Genomic DNA, 26,486 nt, shown 5'->3' with positions numbered 1-26,486 from the left:
GTCGCGCAGGATCAGAATTTCCAGATGAACGAAGACGGGACGATCACGCTTACAGATGGGGATCTGTTGGCGGGAGCGTCGGATGTTGATGGTGATACGCTGAGTATCTCAGATGTTGCATACACAGGTACGGATGGAATCTTCACCGATAATGGAGATGACACATATACCTTTGCACCGAATGAGAACTTCAATGGTAATGTCACCGTCGACTTTACCGTGTCTGATGGTCAGGGTGGTACCGATACGGCCCAAGCGAATATTATAGTTGTTCCTGTGAATGACCCGCCAGTTGCAGGGGATACGTCTTTCAGCATGAATGAGGACGGTACAATTACATTGACACCTGCACAGCTTTTGGCGAATTCAAGTGACGTTGAAGGTGATGTGAGTCTGCAAGGTGTGAGCTACTCAGGATCAGATGGAACGTTGAGTGCGAATGATGATGGCTCCTTTAGTTTTATTCCGAATGAGAATTTCAATGGCGACATTGTCCTCGATGTGGTTGTGTTAGATTCTGAGGGTGCGAGTGATACGGCCCAAGCGAATATCGTAGTTGTTCCTGTGAACGATGCACCTCAAGCAGGCAACGTAGGAACATTGACTACTAATGAAGACAACTCAATAGAAATTGATCCTGATTATATTCTTGGCTTTGCTTCCGATGTAGATGGCGATGACTTAAGCCTTGCCTCCCTTACATTGCGTGACCCGAACCATGGAACGCTCACGCAGAATGCGCAAACAGGCGTATATAGCTTTAGTCCCGCAGCGAACTTTGCGGGTGCGGTTGCCTTAGATTATTTAATTAATGATGGCACCGTAGACACCGCTGGCAGCATGGAAGTCAACGTCATACCAGTGAATGATGCGGCCTTTGTGGATGGGAATTCGCACGCAACGGTGATGGAGGATGGTCAAATTACCTTCAATGCCGATGACTTGCTGAATCTTTTTGGGGACGTGGATGGAGACAATCTGACCATTTCCAATGTCATCATCGCCGATGGCGACGAAGCAGAAGGCCAAGTGGTGGCTAACGGCGATGGTACCTTCACCTTCACTCCTGAAGATGACTTTGCCGGTACTACTCAGCTGCAAGTGATTGTGAGTGACGGTACGGTTGAAACAGCGATGGATATGCCTGTCTACGTGCGTCCTGTCGCTGACGGTGCGGTCATTACTAAGAGTCAAGATGGCCCGATTGTGATGAACGAGGATGAGACCGGCTTCTTGAGCTTGAGTGTCGATTTACTCGATGCCTCGGAATCACTCACAAGCTTGGTGATGACGGGTTACCCATTGGGCTTCACGATTAGTGATGGTGAACATTCGGTGACGATCACCGAAGAAGGACAGCTGATCTTGATTAATGATTGGGATATCTCGAATATCTCGATCGACCCACCTGAAAACTGGCACGGTACCTTCGAAGTAACTTTGACAGCCACTACCGTTGATTATGGTGATGAAAACTCGAATGCCTTGCCTGATAGCAGCGATATTACGGGAGATTTCGATGCCACAGAAGGTCAAGATCTGATCATTACTGAGCTTGATCTTTTAGATATGGCTGAGAACATACAAGTGCAAGATGGCGATGAACCTGGATTTGTACACTTAATTAATAACTCGCAAGGCGCGCTTGTTGATAATGGTGATGGCACATGGACGTTCTCACCGGCTGATGGTTTTACTGGTGAAGTGGACTTTGCTTATGTGATCCAACGTGATGGTGAGTTGTTCGACGAACAGAGCAGTATTGGTGTTCAACCTGCTGTACCTGGTGCGGACAATGGGCTCGAAATCGAGGGTATTGCAACGACAGATATCGACAAAGGCAACTCGGTTGAATTTACTGATGCGGATTTACTTGCTCAGATTAACGGTGTCGATGGTAATGACCTGTCAATTACTGGTGTGCAAATTACCGATGGTGTCGGTGTACTTAGACAATCGAGCGATGGCACATATACCTATACGCCAGATCCAGATTTCTCTAGCGAAGCACAGATTAGCTTCGTGGCGAGTGACGATTTAAATAGCGTGACGAGTTTCGTGAATGTGAATGTCATCAACGCTGCGCCAGAAGTTGTTGCTGTAGATCAGGCATCAGATTATACAGTCGCCGAGGATGGATCGATTACATTCACAGAGTCAGAGTTGCTAACTGCTGTGGGTGCGACGGATGCTGATGGCGACACTATGACTGTTGAAGGCTTAGGTGTGCAGCCGGATAGTGGCACGGTGATCAACAATGGTGATGGCTCATGGACAGTATGGCCTGATTCTGACTTTGGCGGTAATATGGAGCTGACCTACATGGTGAACGATGGCACATATAGCACGCCCGCAACAGTGCTTCTTACAGTGACGCCAGAAAATGATGTGCCGACTGAAAGTACTCCATTGTATGTAGAGATGAATATGAACGGCACGACCACGCTGACACTCGACGAGTTGCTTGCCAATGTTACTGATGTTGATGGCGATACCCTATCAGTCAGTAACTTCCAGTCTGACAATGCAACGGTGAGCGATAATGGTGATGACTCCTATAGCATTGTGGCTGATGGTGACTTCCAAGGAACGGCTGGCATTACCTACGATGTGAGTGATGGCACAGAAACAATCCAAGCATCAATTAGCGCAAATGTGTCGCCTGCTGAGGATGGCCAAGTCGACGGTGAGGCAGCAGATTATACGGTTTCTCCTGGTGGTAGTTTGAACATTGCGATGCCAAGTTCAATTAGTGAGGATGATAGCGTGGATCATGTGATTGCGAGTGATCTTCCGGATGGCGCAACCATCAGCAATGGCCTTGAAGATAGTGATGGTAACTACGTGATCAGTGGCGATTTGAGTCAACCGATACAAGTTTCACTGGGTGATGGTTTCGAAGGCGATGTGTCGATCAATGTCATAGGTTATGACGCCTTAGACCAAACTGTCGATGGTGCGAGTGAAATCATTAGTATCGAAGTGGATGATGCTTATGCAGCGCAAGGTAGCTCTGCAGATGGCGCTAATGTGAATGCTGGTAGCGATGATCAGGGTGGAGGTGATTGGACGAATGCCGACAACACTAATGCAGGTGTTGATGTAATGGATGACAGTTCAAGCTTCGACAACGCGAATGATAACAATGGCAGTAACGATGACATGTCTGATTTAGGCGGTATTGGCTAGATTATTGATGCGCTTTCATCTTGGTGAACATCGCCTAAGGGAGCAGATATGGCTTTGCAATTGACCTATGACTCGGTCGAAGATCGCGTATTGTTTCTCAGTCACCAAGAAGTGCGTTACCCTTCTTGGTGGTTAAGCCGCAGGTCGATCTTGCGGCTGATTCAATCTCTCAACTCAGCAGTGGCCGCGCACTATGAAACGGAGAAGATACTCCAAAAGGTGTCAGAAACTCAGACTTCTGAAACGACGAATCGAGATGGAAACGCTAGGTCTGAACAATCCGTCGAACAACAAACACTCGACGAATACCGTCAAGCGCACTTAGAGAGCAGCGAGACGAGTGTTGAACGTCACTCTGAGCATGTTTCCGAGGCTCAGAAATATCCTTATGCGCGCAGCATTAGGTTAGATTTGCTCGAAAATAACCGTGTTGCGTTGGTTTTAAGTGACGGCGTGTCGAGTGGTTTGAAGCTGGAGTTTCATGAAGATGGCGTGCATCAGTTCGCTGATATGTGCTTGCAGGTGGTGAGACGATGTAGGTGGTGATTAGCTATTGAAGACTAAATATTGAAGTCAGAGTATATTCACTCTGCTCCCGGTCTTTCTAAGTCACTTACAGCCCTTTGCCAAGAGATACATATAGGCTCTCTTGACTGTTTTCTGAGATGCCATAGCCCAAGAACGCGGGCCCAATGGGACTGTCCCAACCGAAAAACGCCGCGCCACTAGAGATGAGATCTTTGATACTTATGTCAGCTCGATTGTCCCAAACATTACCTGCTTCGTATGACGCACCAATGTATAGAGGGAGTTTGGTTCCTCCGAAACTATTGGCGGCAAGTTCATAGCTATAGACTAATCGAGCAAAACGCATATGTGGACCAGCAATAAAATCTCGGTCATTGCCCGATAAATTCAAGAAACCGCCTAGTTCAAACCCACTGAATTGCAGATTGCCTTGATTGGCAAAGGTGCTACCAACTTTGATGGTTGGTTTGATACTGTGGTAGCCAAATGAAAAAGCCGTTTGAATCTGTATTTCGACTTGATCTACGTATTCTTTAAAACCGAAGGCGTTTGATTCACTGCGTTTGCCTGTAGCACTAACCTTCCAGCCGTTGCGGGTAAAGTTGGGATTATTTTGGTTGTCGTATTCAGTTTTTATGAATGCGGCTCCGCTGTCATATCTTACCGAGGAAGCACCAATTATTTGTTGTAAGGGATCAGGCACTTTAACGCGGCCGTTTTCAAATTCTAGGCCAAGTAGGAGGTCAAAATTGTCGCTAAATTCGTAGCCAATGCCAGCCTTTGTGTTTTGATAGGAGCGAGTAAGCTCTCCTAAATTTTGATTGTTATCAGAGTAGGTTGAAATTTCTCGCGCAATTTCAGTTCGCGCTTGAATGAAGTATCCACTGGTATTTAAGGGCCAATAGATGTCGCTCGTAAGCCGTTTTTCTGTACCGAATTCAACGGCATTTGTCCATTCCGCTCCATATGGGTTCAAGTTGGTATAGCGCCACGCAGTGCCAATTTCGAATAAACTGAAAGAACGAAAGTTGTCCTCGAAGTTGAATTGAAAGTCCAGGTATCCTGGTCCCCATTCTTTTTCGTTCACAGTTAAAATGAGTTGTTCTTCATCATTAACAATCTCGATTGAGCTAGTAATCAGAGCGATCGTACCTTGTCCTAGAAGCCGCTCAATGCCTTTGTTTATTTGTTCTCGTGTGAAAGGTGGAGGCCCATCCAGTTGCATCCTTTCAAGTAAGTACTTATTAGCTAGGCGAGTATTATTAATTAAGCGTATCTGGTGAATTTGATCTTTTTCTTCTTGTGTTTTTCTTGCTATTGAATCGCGCAATAACTGAATGTCTGAGCGCTTCGAAAAGACCTCTGTGGCGAGTTGATAACCTTCTTCTAGTGCATCAGTCATAGCGTCAAAATCAAGTACACCCATATTCCCCAGATCAGGACGAATAAGGATGTCTCGCTCTGTGAGTGTTGATCGTGCCTCAGCTTGGTTTGACATCATTAAGAAGTTCGACATTTGTCCAAGCACAGCAACGCTAGAGTCGATTTCTTCGCGTTTAAGAATTGGTGCTCCGATATCTACGGCAATAACGATATCTGCGCCCATTTGTCTTGCAACACTGATTGGCAAGTTATTCGCGATGCCGCCGTCAACTAAAATGCGACCGTCGATTTCAGTCGGTCTGAGTACCCCAGGTATAGACATCGATGCTTGCATTGCTTGCGCTAAATCACCCCTTGAAAGAATGACTTGTTCACCAGTTTCCAGATCCGCTGCAACGGCTCGATAAGGAATTGCGAGACTATCGAAGCTATCAAATTTTGAATAACTGCCCAACATCTCATGAACGAGCGAGCGCATTCCCTGTCCTTGTATAATACCCTTAGGGAGTTTGATGCCTGAGCTGTCTAGTCCGATGTCGAGTTGAATTGGAAATAAGTCATTATGACGTTTACGTCGATTGGGAATGCGTGATCGAGGAAGACTATCTTGATAACCTCTATTCCAATCAGCGCTTAGAAACTTAGATTCAATATCTTTAGCAGATTTACCGGTGGCATAAAGACCAGCGACAAAGGACCCAACGCTAGTCCCTGCAATAACATCGACAGGAATCTTAGCTTCTTCAATAGCCTTCAGAACACCGACATGAGCAGCTCCTTTCGCCCCACCGCCGCCTAGAACCAACCCAATACAAGGGCGTTGTAAATCTTTGGGACAACTCGTTTCGTTGGGTGCCTCTTGTGCAGCAGTATGAGTTGTGAAACATAGCGCTAAAAAACTTAATAAAAAGCGTTTCATTATAAGTTGTTTTTATCTTTGTTGGTGCAGGTATGGTTGAACAGCAATGCATTAACTATGACTAGCCTTTTTGACTATGGCAAGCGTGTTTTTATATGTAAGCGGTGAGTAAAAGTTAACCTTCCCGGGTAAAAGTAATGGTAATTAAGGAAGGTTGTTCTAGCTAAGTTTTCTAGTTGTATTAGAGGATCGTTACATCCTGTTTCAAAAATATCTTGAGCTGAACACAAAATAACCAATTCTGTGGGGCTTAGTAGCTGTTTTCTTTTCTAGACCTCATTAACCAGAATGGTGTCTTTAGTTACAAAAAATTGACTTTAGTGCGACGGAATCATTTTGGGAGTCTAGGTTTCACGAGGGCGTCATGAAATATATTGTTGTTCAGAATCTCAGCATACTCGTTGAGTTAGATAATGTAGATGGCACGTGGACCTTTACGCCAAATCTGCACGAGAACCAATCGATTATTTTTACGTATGATGTCGCCGACGATAGTATGAATGCTGCTATATACGGTATTGTCGGCGATCACACCCTTTCTAGCGGTATAGGAGATGATCTACTAGTAGGCGGGAAAGGTACCGATATCTTAACTGGCGGTGGGGGTGTAGACACATTTAAATTCGTGACGAATGATGAAAATACTACCGTAGAATTTTTACCGATACGATTGCTAATTTTGAAGTAGGCACCGACCATATCGATTTGACTAAATTCTTACCTGAAGACAGCTTAAACTCAGGCTCCTCTGACTTTATCGACTTGAGCGAAGATGAGGATGGCAACACCGTTCTATCGATTCATACAGGTGGCGATGGTGCTGATGTTGATCAAGAAATTAAGATTGAAGGCGTTTCAATGGATGAGATCTACGGTGCTGATACCACAGGTATCAGCGAAGTCGATATTTTGCAGAAGACGCTTGAAGATCAGAACCTGTTGAATGGCAGTATGTAAGTGCTTGATAGAAATCCGGAAGAAGCTAAATGACTTAGCTTCTTCCGAGTGTTTTGCGCGGTAGCTAAACACTAAGAAACCAAACACGCTACCAAAGACTCTTCCCAAGTGGCATCAACGTCATCGCAAATGATTTCAATGCGGCTTTCGTAGGCTTCGCCAATCTCGAACAATGACAGTTCATTGTCGGCGAGATTAAAGCCACAAACACCTTGATTGGTAATGAATACGGCTTTCATGCGCTCGACATTTAAGCTGCCCAAAAAAGCCTGCAGTTTGACTAGGTCGAATTCGTCGCTTGGTGGAATTGTCCATCCGACGCTTTTAAACCCTTCACCAGAATTTTCGGCTTTGTTGATTGCACCTTTGCTTGAATTAGGATTTGAATCATGCTGATGGTCGTGGTCGTGGTCGTGGTCGTGGTCGTGGTCGTGGTCGTGGTCGTGGTCGCAAGCCTCTGCTTGTGACTTTCCAAATGCGGTTTCGCCAACTAGCCACTCGGTCTTTAATTCTGCAAAGGCGCTGTATTCAATCGGCGTAAGTCCAAGACCTTGTTCGAATAAAAATGTCTTGAGCGTTTGCTTGTTGTTTGCGTCATACAAATCGCTTTTATTCGCTACGATTCGATCGGCAATGTGAAGCTGTTGCAAGAAGGTTTCATGGGTGGTGTAGCGCGTGTCATCCAATTTTCGCGCATCAACAAGTGTAATCGTTTGCTGGATATCGATCACTTTACGATTGAATTCATTAGAGAGTGTTTCGAGCACTTCTACTGGATGACCGAGTCCTGTTGGCTCGATGAGCAGGCGATCAGGCTTGGCGCGACTAATGAGCTGATTTAGCGCCATTTGCATGGGCAGACCATTCGTACAGCACATGCAGCCGCCGGGTAGCTCTTTAATGAAGATGGCGTTTTTGTCTGAGTTTAAGCCTTCGAGTAACGCGCCATCGATACCAATTTCACCAAATTCATTGACGAGTACGGCCCAACGTTCGTTCTCAGGTTTCTGCTTTAGTAAGTGAACGATAGCGGTGGTTTTTCCAACGCCTAGAAAACCGGTGATGATGTTGCAGGGAATAGGTGCGATGTGGTCGTGGCTGTGGTTATGATTACTGTCTTGCAAAGGTGTTTAGTCCGCGAAAGTTAGGCAGTCTGTGCGTTGCATACTGGGCAACGGCAGCTCATTTCGATTTGGGTACTTTCTAGTGTATAGCCCGCATCGGTAACATTGTTTTGGAGTTGCTGAATAATGTCATTGGGAATCACGACTTCGGTAACGCTATTACAGTTATTACAAATCAAAAACTGCGGGGTACCATGATCATGCCCACAGGTAATATGCGCGCAGGCAACATACTTATTGGCAATGTCGAGCTTATGAACAAGTTGCTCTGTCTGAAGGAAATCAAGAATACGATACACTGACATCGCGGGCAGAGGGGCTTTAAATTCATCTTTGAGGTAATCAACAAGCTCGTAAGCAGAGAGTGCTTTTTTTGATTCAATCAACGCAGAGAGGACTTGTTTTCGCTTATCGGTTAAGCGAACGCCTTTAGCTTTACACTGTTGCTCGGCGCTATTGATGATCTTGTTTATTTGGCTCATTAGAACTACTTAAGTCGTAAGGATGTTCACGATATAACATATCATTTATAGCCGCAATGACTCTTTTCTAATCAATGCTGAGACTTGTTTAAGTCTGATTTTTGATGGCTTTTTGAGGGAATCTTGGTACCACTGATACATCGCCTCGTATTCTCTCATTTGTAAGTACTCGTTTGATTTGTGCTCACACCCAAGAGTATCAATCCATATAAGTATCGCAATGTATTCAATGCTGTACTGCTCGCTTAGCGCATAAGTATTGTTTTGAAGCTCTCGCACCTCAATTATCTGATGGAAATCGTCCGCAAAGTATTGAATAACGTCGTTTCGCACAGCGAAAATGTTTTAAAAGACCAGTGTAGATTAGTTGCAATAATAGTAGGTCTGGCTATTTTGATAAGGTTCTGACCCTGCTTTCGTTGTGTTTTTTATCAGGACACAGAGCATGATAGCCAACTAGCTATTTCAGGATAATCTAGAGTCACGCTACAATCTGGAATCATAATTCTAGAGACGCTTTGATGAAAACCTTTATTCTTCGTGCTCGTGCAGCTCCTACCGATGCTAATAAATTTTTGGCGGGCGTTGGAAAAGATGCCCACACAGAAATTCTCGCCCATACTTTAATGAATGCAATGTTCGTTGCCAAGTCTCACCGCCATGATGTTGTTGTGCATTTGGTGCTTGAAAGTACGCAGGATTTTTCTCGGACTGTTACATTTACCTCATCTGAACTGAGTAACATTGGCGGATTTCACGAAGCTGCATTACTCGACAAAATTGCTAAGGCTTTAAAGATGTCTGCTGGTATGGAGAAAGAGAGGTTCAAGCAGGTAGAAGCAGGTATTTCCGTTCAAACCATGAGTTTTGAAAAATTAATCAAAGAGCTCGCTAAGACTAATGAGCTATATATGATGGATGTTAAGGGAAATTCGATACGTACGATGGACTTCAAAGAAAATCCTTGTTTCATTTTGACGGACCACATTCCGATGCCCAAGAAGAGCTTTAATAGTTTGAAGCGCCTAGGTACAGAGAAGATTAATGTCGGCCCTAAAATGCTTTTTGCCTCGCAATGTGTGGTGTTGATACATAATGAACTAGATCGTCTCTAGATAAGGGTTCTAAATACAATATTGACGGATATATTCGTTTAGAATGATGTCATTCTGAGAGATGTCATGATGATCGAAACTTGGTATTGAAATCAGTTAGTACATCACTAACTTTGATCACGTACATGTTTTTCATGCGTCTTTTCAATGGCAATCGATGCTATATTTTCTAATAAATCGCCCAATTTTAATAGTTAGGCAGCGAGTTAATTTCTTTGTAGTGCCATCATTGTTGGGATTTAAGTTATCTTATTTTTTCAGTCCTAACGCCTCGTTGGAGTTACTTCGTCATTATTTTTTTAGCTTTTATTGTTTGATTTTTATACTACTCTACAATTCAAGAAGTAATAACGATAAAAAGGAAGAAGGATGTCAATAGAGAAAGTTGCAGTAAGTCGGAAGCAAATCGGCGGTGAAGTACCGATGGTGGTCTCTGAGATTATCGAAGATGTGCTTTACACGGGATTGTTTGGGTCGATAGACTCAGCAAGAATGGCTCAGATCACTGATCTCACAACTCAAAAATGTAATGAGCTTCAATCAAAAATAGTAATCGTCGATTTAATGAATGTTGATGCGATTGATTCGGCTGTGTCCGCGCATCTGATAAGTCTTAGTAAGGTACTCACTTTAGTTGGTGTAGACCTCATCTTTTGTGGCATTAATGGCTCGCTTGCTAGAACTATGGTTGCCGCCGAGGTTCAATTTGTCGGTTTGAAAATTGTTCGCGACCTTAAGGAGGCAGTTTCTCAGGCACATGCTTTAACAGGCTATCAAGTTGTCAAAATAAGCTAGCTGTGAACGATAAATTGAATGCATCAGGCCTGGTTAGTTATTGCCTGGATATTTTAATTCCTTCCGATGCATACGCGGTAGCAAAATGTTCAAGAGAGATGGCCTCAGCAATAGGGTTTTCTCGGTACGAAGTTGGCATGATATCAATTGCTGTTGCGGAAATTGCCACTAATGTTATTCGATATGCCCTACCGGGAAAAGCATCAATACGCACGATATGTGCGGGAAAAGGAATTGAAATTACCATAGAGGATGCAGGGACTGGTATTCCAGATATCGATGCAGCAATGGTTGACGGTTTTTCAACGCACAGTGAGCCAAGTATTGGTAAGGGTTTGGGCGCTGCAGCTCGGAGTGTCGAGGAGTTTATATTTAATAAGAGTGACCTGACCGGCACCTCCATTACGCTTAGACATTTTTTGAAACCTGTGCTTGATGATACCGAAGTCTCGGTAAAATCTTTCCCTGCGGTGAACGCTTTTTTCAATCATGATCAATACATAATTAAGCCCTTTCATGCAGAAAATCTGCTGGTAGCTTTGTCAGACTTTAGAGAATTTGGTGCCCAATCTTCGTCTTATGCGTCAATATTTAAGACGGTTGTTGAAAGTAATTACATGGATTCGCTTGATACTCTGCTACAAAAATGTCAGCTTGCACTCAGGGAAAACAACGGGAAGTATTTATCGCAAACGTTGTTGATGAAAGTATTTCCTGACCGGTTTGAAGTGATTAGATGCGGAAATATTGGGCTTTATGTTGGCTCTGAGGTTATCCAAAGGAAGCCGATTGATCCAAGCCTTTTTTTATTGAACGGTGAGGTGGTTACCAATGGTTCGCTGGTTGAGGTCTTTCCAAGACGAACTGAAACTACGGTTCTAATACATTCCGATGGCATTAGTTTACCCAATATTTTGAACATGGAACGTAATACATCACTTGATCAACAAACGAGATCTCTTTTTGATTTGTCTGCTCTTGATGATGATGATGCGACACTGCTAGTGGTTCGAGGGAAATATGCATGCTAATTTAAATCAAACATCTACGTTAAGGCAGCAATTGTCAAGCATTGTTGGCGCGGTGCCGTTTGGAATTATTGTTATTTCACACCAAAAAGAGATCGAAATTATCAATGCGAGAGCATTGGAGTTCTTGGGTCTTGAAGATGCGCTTCCTTCAAATTTTGTGGATGAAAGCTATCAAATTTTAAAGGCAAGTATTCCTGAGGTCGTAGATAAATTTGAAAAACTAATTTTGTCACGGAAAAGGCGGCATTTTTCGCATCCATGCAGTAGTCCGCTGAATGACTTAGAATTGTTTATAACTTGCAAAAGTATGTTACACGGTACGCTCCTTATCATTGAGGATCGAACTGAAAAGAAGGCATTGATGCATCAAAATTCCCATGATCATCTTACGCAAGTATTAAATCGACAGACTTTCGAGAGACGCGTTGATACTGTTCTGCAAAGCTCGCTTGAGAGCACTAAGACTAGTGTGGTCGTGTTTATCGACTTAGATCGGTTTAAGCTAGTCAACGATTTGGCTGGCCATTCAGCAGGCGATGAAATACTTAAACAAGTATCTACGATTATTTTAAGTTGTGTCAGAAATAGAGACTCGGTCGCACGAATAGGTGGCGATGAATTTGCATTGTTACTCGAAGATTGTTCACTTAGCAAAGCACAAGACATTGTTAATCTTATTCTAAAAAAAGTAGAAAAGATTAATTTAGTTCACCTAGGCCGAGCATTAAGTGTGAGCTTATCGGCTGGCATCGCTCCAATTGATAAGGCACTTTATTCTGATGTCAGCCAACTTATTAACGGCGCCGACGCGGCGTGCCGTTATGCAAAAGGCGATAATGAAAATCGTATTCATGTCATGGATTCATCAAAAAGTGAGTATGCCTTATTCATGCAAGATAGGAATTTGCTAAGTATTTTAGATGAGGCTATTGCGAACGATCATTTTTTTCTGATGTTTCAGAGAATCAGCCCTGTAAACGACAGCAATAATCGATGCCATTACGAAGCGCTCCTGCGCCTTCAATCGGAGGATGGTGAGAACATTCCTCCCGGTTTATTTATACCAGTGGCTGAGCGTTCAAAGCTAATGCCGAAAATAGATCGCTGGGTAATCGATCGGGTCTTTTCGCAACTTACACCAAATATGCATGTGGCAATTAACTTGTCAGGGCAGTCAATTTCCGATCGGAAGTTGGGTGATTTTATTTTGTCCCTTGCCCACAAATATACCGTTAAACCTGAGCAAATTACGTTTGAGATAACAGAAACTGCTGCTATTGAAAATATTGAGAAAACTCAAGAGTTCATTGCCATGTTACGATGCGAAGGGTATGCCTTTGCTCTGGATGATTTTGGAACGGGGCTCTCATCTTATCAGTATCTAAAGAATCTGCCGATTGACTACATTAAAATTGATGGCATGTTTGTGAAAGAAATCGATGAAGATGAGTTCTCCTATGCAATGATCAAATCAATTAACAGTTTCGCACATACCATTGGTTTGAAGACTATCGCAGAGTTTGTTACTAGTGCACCTATTCATGAAAAATTAAAAGAAATTGGTGTCGATTTTGCGCAAGGCTTTTATTTACACAAACCCCAAATATTGGAACAAATAATAAAAAACACAGAATTGGATGTTCCCCCTGAAGATAATGTTGTTCTGGAGCTAAAGGGTAGTGTCCGTTGCGCCCCAGTTTGAGTTTTTTTAGGTGAGAGCTCCGGCTTCATAGTATGTCGGATAAAATTTTAATATGCCCTCATTTCTCTGAGTCACTTCTTGCGTTTTAAAAACTTTGATTTAGCACTGGATGGTTTTGTCTCTATGCATAGAACAAAATAATTGGCGCTGTCTTAATTATAGAATTTACAAACCTGACTATATCTAGTGATGCAATTGCTTATCAACTTAGTTATACATTTATTATTTCTAAGAGATAACATTCCTTATGATTCCCTTATATAAACAAACTGGAGATATAGATTTGAACTTATATAGGGCGGTAGAGAGCATGGTTTTGGTATTAAGTCTTCCTAAGTCTATGCTCTAACTTTCTTAACAAACCGTATAGCCTGCGAGCGCCGATTTGCTAGGAAAGCACAGGGTGCTTCGTTAATATGCTGCGGGTAATATAAATACTAATAAACAAATATGTAGAGCCTTATGTCTGATAGCCGACGTCACCCAAGAATCCCGATGAAAGCGCGAGTTAAAATCTCTCATGAGAGCTTTGGAGAGGTTGTCGCCTCAACCAAAGATATCTCTGATGGAGGGGTTTTCCTACTCACGGATAATTCTGATATGCCTGCCATTGGTACTGTGATTCAAGGGCAAGTTCAAGGCTTAACAGGTGATGCCCCGATTCTGAATATGGAAATCATGCGCAGAACAGAAGAGGGCATTGGCTTACGTTTTATTTTGGATTGATCGCCGAATTCACTTCTTAACTTTTTACATAATTGCATGGAGGTTGCGATGCGAGCGCATATTGCATTTATCTCTGCGACAGCAATGGTCGCTTCATTAGGTTTTTCCCATATTTCTCACGCCCAAGAAAATGTTCGCGCGAATTACAACGAGCCAACCAGAGGCTTTTATATCGAGCATGGAACGGTTGCAGATCATCGTGAGGCGTCTATCGAATTGCACTCAGGATCAGACAATATCAATGCGGGTGGTGGCGTTCGATTAGGTTTGCCAGGAGCAGAATTGATTCTGAATAGCGGCCTAAATAGCTATGACGAAAACCAAGTAATGTTGAAATATGCAATGCCTGACTTAACGCTCGATGAGAGTGGAGCGCATCCATTTAGATGGAGTGTGATCGGTGCGTTTTCGCATACTGATTTAGAGAATGAGCAAGGCCAGACAGTGCTCGATCAATCTAATTTAAAACTTGGCGCAGCCTTCACTGTTGATGCTGATGCGGGAACATTTACCATTGCTCCACGTTTTGTATATGCAGATGGTGATCAGAAAGACGATAACTTTTTGGAGCTAGATGTCGGTGCATATGTTGGCATTATTGATACGCAAGCGGGGTTGTTTTCTGCAGGTGTTGAAGCCTTAATGACAACCGCGGATAACACCGATAATACTTATACTTTAGGTGTGCGTTGGGCTTACGATCAGAAGTTGAATGTTGATATTGTCCCTGTGGTTTATAGTAATGACGAACTGTTTGGCGTACCGGGCTTAGTTCGTGTGAACTATCAGCTTTAAAATGAGATTTCATCAAAAAAGGCAGCCAGTTGGCTGCCTTTTTTGCATCTGAGCGTTTGATCAGTAATTAGTGCGCTACATCCCAGCTGTCGCCAATTCCCGCTTCGACAATCAGTGGCACGTCAAGATTTGCTGCGCCCATCATGAGCTCACTGAGTAAGCTTGCAATCTCTTCGACTTGATCTTCTCGTACTTCGACAATGAGTTCATCGTGTACCTGCATGATCATCTTCGCATCAAGCTCACTAGAGGCTAGTGCGGTTTCAACATCTAACATTGCGCGTTTGATGATATCTGCAGCGGTTCCTTGCATAGGTGCGTTGATCGCGGTTCGCTCGGCTGCTTGTTGCATCATTTTATTACGCGCGTTGATATCAGGAAGATACAAACGGCGACCAAACACGGTCTCAACATAGCCATCATCATGTGCTTGCTTGCGAATACGATCCATGTAATCGAGCACGCCTGGATAACGCTCAAAATAACGATCAATATAATCTTGAGCTTCGTAACGCTCTACCTTGATCTGCTTAGCTAGACCAAAGGCAGACATTCCGTATATCAAGCCAAAATTGATGGCTTTTGCCTTGCGTCGTTGATCACTAGTGACCTCTTCGAGCGCTACTTCAAATACTTCTGCCGCAGTTGCCTTGTGAACATCAGCACCGTGAGCGAAAGCATCTAACAAACCTTTGTCTTGAGAGAGGTGGGCCATGATGCGCAGTTCAATCTGAGAGTAGTCGGCTGCAATGAGCTTATAGCCTTGCTCTGCAACAAATGCTTGCCTAATACGGCGTCCTTCAGCGGTACGAATCGGTATGTTCTGAAGATTTGGGTCGCTTGATGATAAGCGTCCGGTGGCCGTAACTGCTTGGTGGTAAGACGTATGAATGCGCCCAGTGCTAGCATTGATCAGTTGCGGAAGTTTGTCCGTGTATGTGGATTTGAGCTTCGCAAGGCTGCGGTGCTCTAAAATCAGTTTTGGAAGAGGGTAATCGAGAGCGAGCTCTTGTAAGACCGGCTCTGCCGTCGATGGTTGGCCCTTCGGCGTTTTTTTGATGATCGGCAATTCAAGCTTTTCAAAGAAGATGGCTTGTAATTGCTTGGGAGAAGCCAAGTTGAATTCTTCTCCAGCAAGCTCATAGGCTTCTTTCTCAAGCTCGCTAATGCGTTGTTCTAACTCTTGGCTTTGTTGTGCAAGCTTGTGCGCATCGACCTTTGCTCCGCGACGTTCGATGTTAGAAAGCACGCGAACAAGTGGCTTATCAATTTCTTGGTAGACAGACAGTAAACCTTTTTCTTCTGATAATTGCGGGAACAAAGCTTCGTGAAGTTGCAAAGTGATGTCAGCATCTTCGGCTGCGTAAGGCCCAGCTTTCTCTATATCAATCTGATTAAAGGTAAGCTGCTTCGCGCCTTTTCCCGCGATATCTTCATAGTGAATAGTGGTTCGATTTAGATATTTTTCTGCCAAGGTATCCATATCATGGCGCGAGCCGGTCGAGTTCAATACATAAGACTCAACCATGGTATCGTGCTCAATACCTTCGAGTGTGATGCCATGATTCAACAGCACATTGCGGTCATACTTTAGATTTTGACCAAGCTTTAAAACAGCTGGATCTTCAAGTAAGGGTTTCAAGCTTGCGAGTACTGCATCTTGATCTAATTGTTGCGGTGCGCCGAGATAATCATGTCCAAACGGAACGTAAGCGGCCTTTCCGGCTTCGCAGCTAAATGAAACGCCAACAACGCGTGCTTGCATGTAATCAAGGCTGGTTGTTTCGGTATCGAATGCAAAATATGGTGCAGCCTTTAAGCGTGCAAGCCAATCATCGAACTGTGCTTGCTCAAGCACAATGTCGTATTCTTTTTTTACCTCGACGGCTGGCGCCTTGTTTTCTGAATCAGATCCTTCAGAGGGGGTACCCGTTGCGTCGAGAGCGTTTAGAAGAGATTTGAATTCAAACTCGGTATATAACTCACGCAATGCATCTAGGTTTGGTGACTCTTGCGTAATATCACCTAGATTTTGCTCGAGTTCGATATCGCATTTAATGGTCGCAAGTTCATAAGAAAGTGGCAGCAGTTCTAAGGCATTACGGAGATTCTCTCCAATTTTTCCGCCCACGCTATCTGCGTTTTCCATCACGCCTTTTAAGCTTTCATATTGCCCCAACCATTTCACGGCAGTTTTTGGACCACATTTTGGAACACCAGGAATGTTATCAACCGTGTCGCCGACGAGCGCTAAGTAATCGATAATTTGATTTGGTTTAACACCAAATTTTTCGACGACGCCTTCCTCATTCATATAGGTGTTGGTCATTGTATTCATCAGCGTGACATGCGGCGTGACAAGTTGCGCCATGTCTTTATCGCCGGTCGATACAACCACATCATGCTGCGTGTCTGTAGCTTGTTTTGCTAATGTGCCAATGACGTCGTCAGCTTCAACGCCCGGAATAACGAGTAGCGGTAATCCCATAGCCTGAATAATGTCGTGAATCGGCTGAATTTGGGAACGTAAGTCGTCCGGCATTGGGGGACGATTGGCTTTGTAGTCCTCATACATTTCATGACGAAAGTTTTTTCCTTTGGCATCAAAGACAACAATGATCTTAGAGTCAGGATAATCGCTTTGCAGACGCTTCATCATATTGATGACACCTTTGATTGCGCCTGTGGGTTGTCCTTTTGAGTTGTTGAGCGGAGGAAGCGCGTGATACGCGCGGAATAAATAAGATGAACCGTCAACGAGAACGGTAGGTGCCGATGTTGTCATGAAATTGGTCTGAATAAGTCGTTGGGAAAGTTTGCTATAGTAAGGAAAAACGTGCCAAGCTTAAACCTCAATTCCATCTACACTTTGAGTTAATTTCCTCTCGAGAACTTATTATGCAAACCCTATTAAAATTCTGTGCAGTCGCTGCAATTATGTTGGCTTCTTTTTCGGTTCCACATCTTAGTGCGGAAGACTTAGCGACTGGTGAGCAGCCTGATATCGTGATTCGAGAAGAAGAGGATAAAACGTTCTACGAGTATCGTGTAAATGGCATATTAAAAGAGATCAAAGTCGTGCCAAAAGTTGGCTCTGAGTATTACTTAGTTCCTGCCGATGGCGAGGGCTGGATTCGTGAAGAACGCTCACAAATGTTAGTGCCTAAATGGGTTCTTTTTGAATGGTAAGAGAATAATCTAAAACTTAGTATGATTATTCTAAACCTGCTTGTTACTCTGTCTTCAACTTAGGGAGTTGCTCGAAAAAACGAGACTGCCTTGTTATTACGAAATCTAGGGATGCTTAATAAGCGAGGAAAATATCATGGCGAATATCAAAAACTACCAAGAACAAGCTCAAGAAGTTGTAGCAAAAGCAATCGACGCAGTTGAAGGTCAATACAAGGCTCTTGCTGGTGCGTCTTTCGGTTATGCTGAGAAGTACTACAACGTAGAAACCGTTAAGACTAAGCACGATGAGTACTTGGCAATCGCTTCTGACAAAGCGCGTGAAGTAAACAAAACTGTTGGTTCATTCGCAGCAGATTTGATTGCTAAGTTTGAAAAAGAAGCTCCAGTTGCTAAGAAACCAGCGGCTAAAAAGCCTGCTGCTAAGAAAGCACCTGCTAAGAAAGCGGCAGCGAAAAAAGCGCCTGCTAAGAAAGCAGAAGCTGCAGCTTAATCTGTAGTCAAAACGAAAAAGGAGGCCTAAGCCTCCTTTTTTTTGTGTCTGAATATTTCCTATCTGTCTATTTATCTTTCTAGCGAGCGCCGGCTTGCTGCGCGGATATACCTTCAAACGAAACGCGTGCGTTTACGTTTAGCTCAGAGAGGTACGCGTTTATAGCGTTTGCGCGCTCCTTCTCTAGGGAGCGATGCATTTGATTATGCACGTATTCGTTTTGAACATTCTTCCTCATTAGAACAAACACCTCGACGTTCTGATCCGAATTCCAATCGGCAAACAAATCTTGGAATGCTGTGCTTGCAGAGCGATTCAATGCACTCGCCCCTTCAGAGAATAGCAAAGCACTATCAATCACTACTTTGGGTGTTGGCGCATTTTTTTGTATTTCTACATAGTGGCTTAAGTTGTATGAGCTCGTCCGCTCAATTAATAGCTTTGATATATCGGGCGCCGGTGTTGCAAGCTGTTTACTTATAGACTGGTCGCTTACGGTTGGAGCAGCATGCGTGGCATCTTCATTTACCAAGCTTGATTTGATTGAGCTCAGGTAGATGATCAAGCAGACAACTAACGATAGCGCTGCAAGGTTTATGATGCTGTTGTCGCTGGTTTTAGTTCTAGCATGAAAGCTGAAACGTGCTGAATCGATCGCGATGCTCATGTTATTTTTTAGGAAGCTTTACGTGTTGGGAAAATAAAGCTTGAAGGCTTTTTAGCTACTTTGTTTGCCGGCTTGACAGGCCCTTTGATGTGATCGAGCCCGTTTGTCATGGCTTCAAGCACGGATCGAATTTGTGCCGGCGTTTGGCCTTGGCTAATCATCATGATGCCTTCAGCGTGAATATTTAAGGCGTCATGATGTATTTCCATTTGACGATACAAGCGTTCAATCAAAGGTTTGCAAACAAAGCCCTGTACACACAAAGCGAACGCTAATGTTGTTAGCGGCGCAAGAGCTAATTCAGCTCCTTGTAGAGACATGAATTGAAGCTGTCCGATGAGCGTCATGACTGCTACAAATATAGCAATAGTTAGTAAGTTTGTATTAAGAAGTTCCAACTTATTGATATGCTGCTTTCGAGCTTGAATGGCTGATTTTAGCTGCCATTGAAGGGTTTTTTGCAATTCGTCTTCTCCGTATTCCTCACGCACAGCGATGAGTCCTGTGCGCAATAAACTTGGCGACATATTGATGAGTTCGCGATCGATAAAATTGAATTGTTTGCGAAACCAAAGCTTAGAAAATGCCACGATTTGTATGAGTGCTTGTTGCTCGTCGGCTTCAAGTTCTGCGTGATCCTGACGCAGCTCGGTGTAAGCGGACTTCGCTTCTTTCCATGAAAGTGTTGCGATAATAAAGATCGAGCACAAAACAATAAAAATAAAGATGCTCAGTAGACTTAGCCACATGGTCGTTGCTCCAGTGATATGACAGCATTTTGACAAAAAGAAATATTTGTCAAAATAAAGCAAAAACTAAGCCTGTTTTATGCGAGTCGATTTCTTAAGGTTTCGAGACGACTTGGTGTACCAACATCTAGCCAGTACCCATCTAATGTTGATGCCTGCAGTTGATGAGATTGCGCTAGCTCTTTAAGCATTGGTCCCAAGGGCGCTTTTCCTTCAGGCAGATTTTTAAACATGCTTGGCCGGTATAGGCCAATACCGGAATAAGTATGTGATAGAGGCGCGATGAGCGTGGCGAGTATCTGTTTGCTGTTAGTGCTATCGATTCCGAAATCACCCTTAGTATTGTGCTCCGGGTTTTCGCACAGAAGGATGTGCGCTTTTATCTCTTTACCGATCTTGTTTTCTAATAAAGACGTGAGAGGCGCTTCTGTGTAGACATCACCATTGATCAGCAGAAATGGCGTATCGGCCTCTGAATTTAAAAAAGAGAGGGCGTTACGGATGCCTCCAGCCGTTTCTAGCAGTGAGGCTTCATTGAATAATTGAATATTGAGTTGGTTACGCCAAACCGCATCGATATGACTTTCTATTTTCTCTCCAAGCCAATGGGTGTTAATAGCGATGTCTTTAATCCCAAGAGCTTCTAGTCGTTCTAAGTGAAGATCAATCAGGGTCTTGTCGCCGACTTTCAATAAAGGTTTTGGGCAAGTGTCTGTAAGTGGGCGCATTCTGGAGCCAAGCCCTGCCGCAAGAATCATTGCTTTCATGACGCTGTATTTTCTTGTGATTGTGCTTCGACGAAGGTCAGCATAGGTTCCTTGATGTGTTCCTCGAGAAGTTCTCCAAAGGCATGTAAGTCTTCATATGAATTGCACGCTTCGACAATGTAGGAGAATGTTCTTGGGATGTCTTTGAGATAGCCATACTTGCCATCACGAAGAGCAAGTCGCGCAAAAATACCTGCCGCTTTCATATGGCGCTGAATACCCATCAAATCAAACTGCTTTTTGAAAAGCTCTGGGGCAATGTTTGTGAGTGTTGAATGAGTGCCTGCAAATTCTGTCATGAGCTGCTCGACTAAGTCTTGATCAAGCTTGATATAGCAGTCTTTCAAAAGTGAAACCAAATCGTATGTGGCTGGACCGAATACGGCGTCTTGGAAATCAATGATGCCCACTTGATCTCCTTGCATTATGATGTTTCGTGAGTGGTAGTCGCGATGCACCAAACATTGTGTCTGCTCTAACGCACTTTTTATCAAAAGGGCTTGGGCGTTTTTCAGAGTAGTAAGTTGTTCTGGAGTTAAGGCGATTGAAAGAGCTGAGTCGATGAGCCAGTCACTGAATAAATCTAATTCGCGCTGCAAAAGCGCTTCATCGTAACTTGGCAGTGTCTTGTTGTTTGGCAATGTTTGAATGCGTTGTAATTCATCGAGCGCCAATGAATAGATGCGGTGTTGCGTTGTTTTGTCTTGTTGTGCAACACATCCATAGAACTGTACGTCACCAAAATCTTCAAGTAACAGAAAGCCATTTTCTAAGTCTTGTGCAAATAATTCGGGAACTCGAATTCCTTGAGCGCGCCATTGCTGTGTAATTTGAATGAAAGCCGTGCAGTCTTCTTTTTCTGGAGGTGCGTCCATCACGATATAGCTTCTTTGCTCTGCAGCATGACTTGCGCGGAAATAACGCCGAAAACTGGCGTCCCCAGCAACGGGTGTCAGTTCGATGTCTTGAGCGTTTTGTGGAGATAGTTGTGTCTTTAGCCAGCTTTCAAGAAGCTGAATTCTTTGAGGCATGATTTGAATGTCCGAATCGAGCGTGTGATATTTATATTTTGCGCTATGTTTTGCTCATTCTGTAACGCTCAGGCCAAGCATCCTAATCAAAAAGTTAAATGACATCAAAGGTGCCAAGGTTTATCATTTGCGCATTCAAACCCTCCCTCGTATTTTGCCTAGTTTTATTTGAGGTTCTACATGCCTTTTAGTTTGAAGCGTCCGAGCTTCTTTGTGTCGATGTGCGTAACATCGATGATGTTAGCGCATGTAGAAACGACATTGGCAGATTCCGCTAATTCAGCCTGTGCAACACCTGAAATTCCTGTGCTTTATCCTCAAGCTATGGGTGAGAGTTTGGGTGATCTATCGTTCGACCCAACTGTTACTGTGCATGCTGATTATGTCGAGTACAAAGAGAATAATCGTTTGGAGTTAGAAGGCCAGGTAGAGATTATTCGAGAGGGCTATTACGCAAGAAGTGACGCGGCGGTTATCGATCAAAAGCAGAACCAAGCCACCATGCAAGGCCATATTGTTATTCAAGGCCCGCAAATGCATATGACGAGCGATTCCGCGGATGTTGATTTGAACGAGGGAAGTGCGAAACTTCATAACGCCAAGTTTATTGATCCTGATACGGGTTTCCGTGGTGGAGCCGAACTGATTGATCAAAAACATGAGACGCTTCTAAGTATTGAAGACGGCAGTTTTACGACGTGTAATGGTGAAGAGCCTGATTGGTCGTTTTATGCGTCTGAGATTGAATTAGATCAAGAGCAAGGTTTCGGTACGGCAAGTCATGCTCGATTTACCATCAAAGATGTTCCAGTCTTTTATGTTCCTTGGTTTACGTTCCCGATTGATGAGCGTAGAAAATCAGGTTTTTTATATCCCACGATCGGCACCTCAAACGTAGGGTCGGGGCTTTATATCTCGGCTCCGTATTACCTGAACTTAGCGCCAAACTACGATGCGACTATTACGCCTAATTGGATTGGTGGGCGCGGCGCTTATGAAGAAGCTGAGTTTCGATACAAAAGTGCACTGCAAGAAACAACGCTGACTACCGGATACATCGACGAAGATAAGGCCTATATCAAAGATCAGGCAGCACTTGGTAATTTTGATGAAAGTGGCGAGCGCTGGGGTTGGAGTATTGAGCAAGATTGGTCGCTCGATACTGTGTATACCGACACCTCAGCTTATCTCAGCTATACCCAAATCAGTGACGATGATTATTTGGATGATCTTGATCAAGGCTTACAGGTCACGAGTGACGACCTACTAGACAGACGTTTGTCGCTGAGCCACACCGGCGAAAATTACCGCTTTGATGCCTTACTGCAACAATATAAATCTCTGAATATTAATACCTTGGCATCGGAGCAACCATATCAGCGACTGCCTGAGCTGAACCTTGATATCTATCAGGCATATCAGCATCTCGATGTCGACTGGAATAGCCAGTATGTTTATTTCTATCGTGAAAAAGATGACTTAGTTGGTACAGAGCGAGTGCGCGGTTCGCGCGCGCGTCATCAACCTCGATTGAGCGTACCTTTGCGTAATAGCTGGGCATATGCGACGCCAGCACTGAGTATTGACCATACCGACTATTATTTAGAAGACTCTGGTTTAGAGGATAAATACCAGTCTCGCACTGTTCCAACCTTAGAGCTCGACGCAGGCATGGCGTTTGATCGCACGCCAACGATATTGCCTGAAACCTACACAAACAGCCTCGAACCGCGTATCTACTACGTATATTCAGATTATGTTGATCAGAGCGATCTACCAAACTTTGATTCGACGATTCCGAGTTTTAATTACGATAACTTGTTTCGCGCGAATCGCTTTACCGGTGGTGATCGCGTGAGTGATGAAAACCGTTTGACCTTAAGTTTGACTAGTCGTTATACCGATTGGGAACGAGGCTTAGATGTATTGAGTGTGAGTTTAGGGCAGGTCACACAGTTTGAAGAGCAAAAAGTGGGTGCAGCTCAGAATCTTCGCGTATTAGATGGTGATTCCTTATTGGCATCAGAAGTCACTTTACGTCCTGATCACCTTTGGACGTTCCGTTATTCAAACCTATGGGATAGCAGTAAAAACGAGACGCAAGAAAGCGTGACGAGTGCGTCGTATTATAGCGAACACAGCAATACGATATTGAATTTAGCGCACCGCTTTCGACGTGGCGAAATCGAGCAAAGTGATACGTCGGTTATTTACCCCTTAAATGCTGAGGTGAGTGCGCTAGGTCAGTGGCGTTATGATTTAGGTTCTCATCGAACGATAGGCAGCTTGGCGGGTCTTGAGTACACGAGCTGCTGCTGGCGAATACAAGTTTTAGGACAGCGTTACCTGACTGACACGAGTGAAATGGATAATGCGATTTTATTCCGCTTCCAGCTCGGTGGCTTGGGTGGCTTGGGTGTTAATGATGCGAAAATGGACGGATTGATTCCTGGGTATCAACGCCGAGAAGACGAGATTAATTAAGGTAAAACTATGTTTGGATTGATCAAAATGAAGTGGCAGCAAAGTATCGCTCTAATGTTGACGCTTGCTGTAATGATGCCGAATATCGTGCATGCAAACGATGAACCGGAGCTACTAGATCGTGTACTTGTGATTGTTGACGATGACATCGTCATGGAATCAGAACTAAAACAACGACTGCGCCAAATTACGCAACGCTTGCAGGCGCAGGGTACCCGTTTACCTCCACAAGAAATCATGAATCAAAGAGTACTAGAGCAGCTTATTCTAGAAAGCATCCAGCTTCAAAAAGCTGACTTAGCAGGTATTCGTGTGAGCGATGCACAGCTCAACGAGACCTTAGTCAACATCGCAAGCTCAAGCGGTATGACCCTACAGCAATTCCAACAACAACTGGCGAAAGAGGGTGAAACCTATGTCGCAGCGCGAGAGCAAATTCGTCGTGAAATGCTCGTGTCGCGTGTGCAGCAGCGTGAGGTTGATCGTCGCGTCCGCGTGACAGAGCAGGAAATTAATAACTTCTTGAGTTCCAGTGAGGCACGTGAACGTTCAGGAACAGAATACTATATCGGTCATATTCTGATTTCAGTTCCTGAGGATGCTACGCCTGAACAAGAAGAAGCTGCGCAAGAACGTGCCGATGCCGTGTTAGCAGAGCTAAAGAATGGGGCAGACTTCCAACAAGTTGCGATTGCTCGTTCTGATGGCCGCCAAGCATTAAATGGTGGTGTTATTGGATGGCGTAAAGAGAATGAATTGCCATCGATTGCGGCCGATGTACTGCCAAACTTGGTGAAGGGACAACCTTCTGAGTTGATTCGTTCGGCAAGTGGCTTCCACATTATAACCGCTTTAGATAAACGCGGTGGAACAGAGCAGTGGGTTGAGCAGCGCAAGGTGCGCCATATCTTAGTGGCACCGAGTGCAATTCGTAGCGATCGTCAAGCTAAAGAGATTATCGACAAGCTCTACGAGCGTGTGATCAATGGTGATGATTTTGCAGAGCTAGCGAGATCTAATTCGGATGATCCTGTGTCGGCGATAGATGGTGGCGCTTTAGATTGGGTCAGCCCTGGACAAATGGTTCCTGAGTTCGAAGATGTGATGAACGCTACGAAGGTTGGTGAAATCAGTGAGCCATTTCGATCTAATTTCGGTTGGCATATCTTACAAGTTCAAGATAGTCGACAGCAGGATATAAGTGCCTTGGTGCAAGAAAACCAGGCAAGGCAGTTGATCTATCGCAGAAAATTCGAGGAAGAGCTCGTAATTTGGTTGCAAGAAATTAAGTCTGAAGCATTTATCGAGTTTAAAGATGAAACGCTTCGCGTAGAGGGCTTATAAGTGGGCGATACTCGAGCTCATTATCTTGCTGTCACGCCAGGAGAGCCTTCCGGTATTGGCCCTGATCTATGCGTACTTTTAGCACAAGAATCGTGGTCTACACCTTTAGTCTTCATTGCTGATCCTAAAGTACTAGTTGAACGTGCTGAGCAGTTAGGTGTGCCGTTTGAAGCGGTCGAGTATGTTCCGAATACCTCACACCAGTTAAGCTCAGGTCAAGCGTTTGTATGTAGTGTATTGGTTGATCAACCTGTTATGGCTGGGCACTTAGACGCTAACAACGCCGCTTATGTGCTTAGAACTCTCGATCGTGCTATCGAGGGTTGTCTTTCCGGAGAATTCTCTGCGATCGTAACAGCGCCAGTTCATAAGGGTGTGATCAACGATGCCGGAGTGAGTTTTAGCGGCCATACCGAATATCTCCAAGAAAAGTGTGGCGTCGATAAAGTTGTTATGATGCTTGCTAATCGTCATATGAAAGTATCACTTGCAAGTACTCACTTACCCCTTAAGGACGTCTCCCAGTCAATTACTCCTGAATCTTTACAGCGCGTTATTGAGATTTTACTTGCTGATATGCGCGGTAAGTTTGGTGTTGAGAAGCCTCGTATTTTGGTGGCTGGGCTGAACCCGCATGCAGGGGAAGATGGTCATATGGGGCGAGAAGAGATCGATGTCATTCAGCCCGTCATGGCTAGTTTTGAAGATGCGCCTTGCGAGTTAGTTGGTCCTTTACCTGCAGACACTCTGTTTACCCAAAAATATCTTGAAAACGCCGATGCAGTGCTTGCTATGTATCACGATCAGGGGCTCCCTGTTTTGAAGTATGCAGGCTTTGGCGAGTCAGTGAACATAACCTTGGGTCTACCGATTATCCGCACCTCTGTGGACCATGGCACCGCATTAGATTTAGCTGGAACTGGAAATATCGATACGGGAAGTTTGCGTACCGCGATCTCGATGGCTATAGATATGGTCAAAGCCAGTAACAACATTCTTAAATAGGTAAAACGAAT

General features: G+C 44.1%; 24 protein-coding genes. 15 read left to right on the top strand and 9 right to left on the bottom strand.

Annotated features, from left to right (window positions below):
* Positions 1 to 3,189, top strand: a 3,189-nt coding sequence (locus A3739_RS11585) for a tandem-95 repeat protein (RefSeq protein WP_156502548.1), incomplete at its 5' end; no start/stop codon positions are given.
* 48 nt (positions 3,190 to 3,237) lie between these two features.
* Positions 3,238 to 3,735, top strand: coding sequence for a hypothetical protein (locus tag A3739_RS11580; RefSeq protein WP_068501450.1), 498 nt, complete (start codon positions 3,238 to 3,240; stop codon positions 3,733 to 3,735).
* A gap of 67 nt (positions 3,736 to 3,802) precedes the next feature.
* Here A3739_RS11580 and A3739_RS11575 read toward each other — a convergent pair whose 3' ends face one another.
* Positions 3,803 to 6,019 (bottom strand): patatin-like phospholipase family protein, encoded by a 2,217-nt coding sequence (locus tag A3739_RS11575; RefSeq protein WP_068501447.1) that lies wholly within the window; start codon positions 6,017 to 6,019, stop codon positions 3,803 to 3,805.
* 364 nt (positions 6,020 to 6,383) lie between these two features.
* Here A3739_RS11575 and A3739_RS11570 point away from each other — a divergent pair, with 364 nt between their 5' ends.
* Entirely contained in the window at positions 6,384 to 6,707 is a 324-nt protein-coding gene (locus A3739_RS11570; RefSeq protein ID WP_068500968.1) for a cadherin-like domain-containing protein, read from the top strand.
* Between the two features lie 17 nt (positions 6,708 to 6,724).
* Positions 6,725 to 6,976 (top strand): hypothetical protein, encoded by a 252-nt coding sequence (locus A3739_RS11565; RefSeq protein ID WP_068500970.1) that lies wholly within the window; start codon positions 6,725 to 6,727, stop codon positions 6,974 to 6,976.
* A 71-nt stretch (positions 6,977 to 7,047) separates the two neighbouring features.
* Here A3739_RS11565 and A3739_RS11560 read toward each other — a convergent pair whose 3' ends face one another.
* Genes A3739_RS11560 through A3739_RS11550 form a run of 3 tightly spaced genes read right to left on the bottom strand, consistent with a single transcriptional unit; the run spans position 7,048 to position 8,915 of the window.
* Positions 7,048 to 8,100, bottom strand: a complete 1,053-nt coding sequence (locus A3739_RS11560) for a GTP-binding protein (protein ID WP_197472286.1) — start codon at positions 8,098 to 8,100, stop codon at positions 7,048 to 7,050.
* A gap of 20 nt (positions 8,101 to 8,120) precedes the next feature.
* Positions 8,121 to 8,582, bottom strand: coding sequence for a Fur family transcriptional regulator (locus A3739_RS11555; RefSeq protein WP_068500824.1), 462 nt, complete (start codon positions 8,580 to 8,582; stop codon positions 8,121 to 8,123).
* Between the two features lie 45 nt (positions 8,583 to 8,627).
* Complete coding sequence (locus A3739_RS11550; RefSeq protein WP_068500827.1) at positions 8,628 to 8,915, bottom strand: hypothetical protein; 288 nt, start codon at positions 8,913 to 8,915, stop codon at positions 8,628 to 8,630.
* A 188-nt stretch (positions 8,916 to 9,103) separates the two neighbouring features.
* Between A3739_RS11550 and trmY the strand changes: the two genes are divergently transcribed.
* The 6 genes from trmY (at position 9,104) to A3739_RS11520 (ending at position 14,746) form a co-directional block, all read left to right on the top strand.
* A complete protein-coding gene (gene trmY, locus A3739_RS11545) occupies positions 9,104 to 9,697 on the top strand; it encodes a tRNA (pseudouridine(54)-N(1))-methyltransferase TrmY (RefSeq protein WP_068501444.1) in 594 nt (197 codons plus the stop codon).
* A 369-nt stretch (positions 9,698 to 10,066) separates the two neighbouring features.
* Positions 10,067 to 10,492, top strand: a complete 426-nt coding sequence (locus tag A3739_RS11540; RefSeq protein WP_068480205.1) for an STAS domain-containing protein — start codon at positions 10,067 to 10,069, stop codon at positions 10,490 to 10,492.
* A gap of 2 nt (positions 10,493 to 10,494) precedes the next feature.
* A complete protein-coding gene (locus A3739_RS11535) occupies positions 10,495 to 11,523 on the top strand; it encodes an ATP-binding protein (RefSeq protein ID WP_068501440.1) in 1,029 nt (342 codons plus the stop codon).
* Positions 11,513 to 13,225, top strand: coding sequence for a bifunctional diguanylate cyclase/phosphodiesterase (locus A3739_RS11530; protein ID WP_068501437.1), 1,713 nt, complete (start codon positions 11,513 to 11,515; stop codon positions 13,223 to 13,225). The genes A3739_RS11535 and A3739_RS11530 overlap by 11 nt, the downstream gene beginning before the upstream one ends.
* Before the next feature lie 462 nt (positions 13,226 to 13,687).
* Positions 13,688 to 13,951 carry a PilZ domain-containing protein gene (locus tag A3739_RS11525; RefSeq protein WP_068501434.1) on the top strand — a complete coding sequence of 88 codons (264 nt, stop codon included), beginning with the start codon at positions 13,688 to 13,690 and terminating at the stop codon, positions 13,949 to 13,951.
* Positions 13,952 to 13,999: 48 nt separating this feature from the next.
* A complete protein-coding gene (locus A3739_RS11520) occupies positions 14,000 to 14,746 on the top strand; it encodes a hypothetical protein (protein ID WP_068501432.1) in 747 nt (248 codons plus the stop codon).
* A 67-nt stretch (positions 14,747 to 14,813) separates the two neighbouring features.
* Here the strand turns inward: A3739_RS11520 and polA are convergent, their stop codons facing one another.
* Positions 14,814 to 17,531, bottom strand: coding sequence for a DNA polymerase I (gene polA / locus A3739_RS11515; protein ID WP_068501429.1), 2,718 nt, complete (start codon positions 17,529 to 17,531; stop codon positions 14,814 to 14,816).
* Between the two features lie 113 nt (positions 17,532 to 17,644).
* On the opposite strand from polA, the gene A3739_RS11510 reads away from it, so the two are divergent.
* Positions 17,645 to 17,935: a DUF2782 domain-containing protein gene (locus tag A3739_RS11510; protein WP_068501427.1), complete on the top strand. Its 291-nt coding sequence runs from the start codon at positions 17,645 to 17,647 to the stop codon at positions 17,933 to 17,935.
* Positions 17,936 to 18,071: 136 nt separating this feature from the next.
* Positions 18,072 to 18,428 carry a hypothetical protein gene (locus A3739_RS29910; RefSeq protein ID WP_068480220.1) on the top strand — a complete coding sequence of 119 codons (357 nt, stop codon included), beginning with the start codon at positions 18,072 to 18,074 and terminating at the stop codon, positions 18,426 to 18,428.
* Between the two features lie 79 nt (positions 18,429 to 18,507).
* Here the strand turns inward: A3739_RS29910 and A3739_RS11500 are convergent, their stop codons facing one another.
* The 4 genes from A3739_RS11500 to A3739_RS11485 form a co-directional block, all read right to left on the bottom strand.
* Positions 18,508 to 19,095, bottom strand: coding sequence for a hypothetical protein (locus A3739_RS11500; RefSeq protein WP_068501424.1), 588 nt, complete (start codon positions 19,093 to 19,095; stop codon positions 18,508 to 18,510).
* Between the two features lie 8 nt (positions 19,096 to 19,103).
* Positions 19,104 to 19,844, bottom strand: a complete 741-nt coding sequence (locus A3739_RS11495; RefSeq protein ID WP_068501421.1) for a hypothetical protein — start codon at positions 19,842 to 19,844, stop codon at positions 19,104 to 19,106.
* 77 nt (positions 19,845 to 19,921) lie between these two features.
* Positions 19,922 to 20,611, bottom strand: a complete 690-nt coding sequence (locus A3739_RS11490) for a nucleotidyltransferase family protein (RefSeq protein ID WP_068501418.1) — start codon at positions 20,609 to 20,611, stop codon at positions 19,922 to 19,924.
* Complete coding sequence (locus tag A3739_RS11485) at positions 20,608 to 21,642, bottom strand: aminoglycoside phosphotransferase family protein (RefSeq protein ID WP_068501415.1); 1,035 nt, start codon at positions 21,640 to 21,642, stop codon at positions 20,608 to 20,610. The genes A3739_RS11490 and A3739_RS11485 overlap by 4 nt, the downstream gene beginning before the upstream one ends.
* 219 nt (positions 21,643 to 21,861) lie before the next feature.
* Between A3739_RS11485 and A3739_RS11480 the strand changes: the two genes are divergently transcribed.
* Genes A3739_RS11480 through pdxA form a run of 3 tightly spaced genes read left to right on the top strand, consistent with a single transcriptional unit; the run spans position 21,862 to position 26,475 of the window.
* The gene (locus A3739_RS11480; RefSeq protein ID WP_231877066.1) at positions 21,862 to 24,126 is read left to right on the top strand and encodes an LPS-assembly protein LptD; all 2,265 of its coding nucleotides are present in this window, start codon (positions 21,862 to 21,864) and stop codon (positions 24,124 to 24,126) included.
* A 9-nt stretch (positions 24,127 to 24,135) separates the two neighbouring features.
* Positions 24,136 to 25,470 carry a peptidylprolyl isomerase gene (locus A3739_RS11475; RefSeq protein ID WP_197472284.1) on the top strand — a complete coding sequence of 445 codons (1,335 nt, stop codon included), beginning with the start codon at positions 24,136 to 24,138 and terminating at the stop codon, positions 25,468 to 25,470.
* A complete protein-coding gene (gene pdxA, locus A3739_RS11470; RefSeq protein ID WP_068501410.1) occupies positions 25,471 to 26,475 on the top strand; it encodes a 4-hydroxythreonine-4-phosphate dehydrogenase PdxA in 1,005 nt (334 codons plus the stop codon). It begins immediately after the preceding gene.
* Positions 26,476 to 26,486 lie beyond the last annotated feature (11 nt).

The sequence above is a fragment of the Oleiphilus sp. HI0067 genome (assembly GCF_001635735.1).
This window is presented reverse-complemented; position numbering and strand designations above follow the sequence as displayed.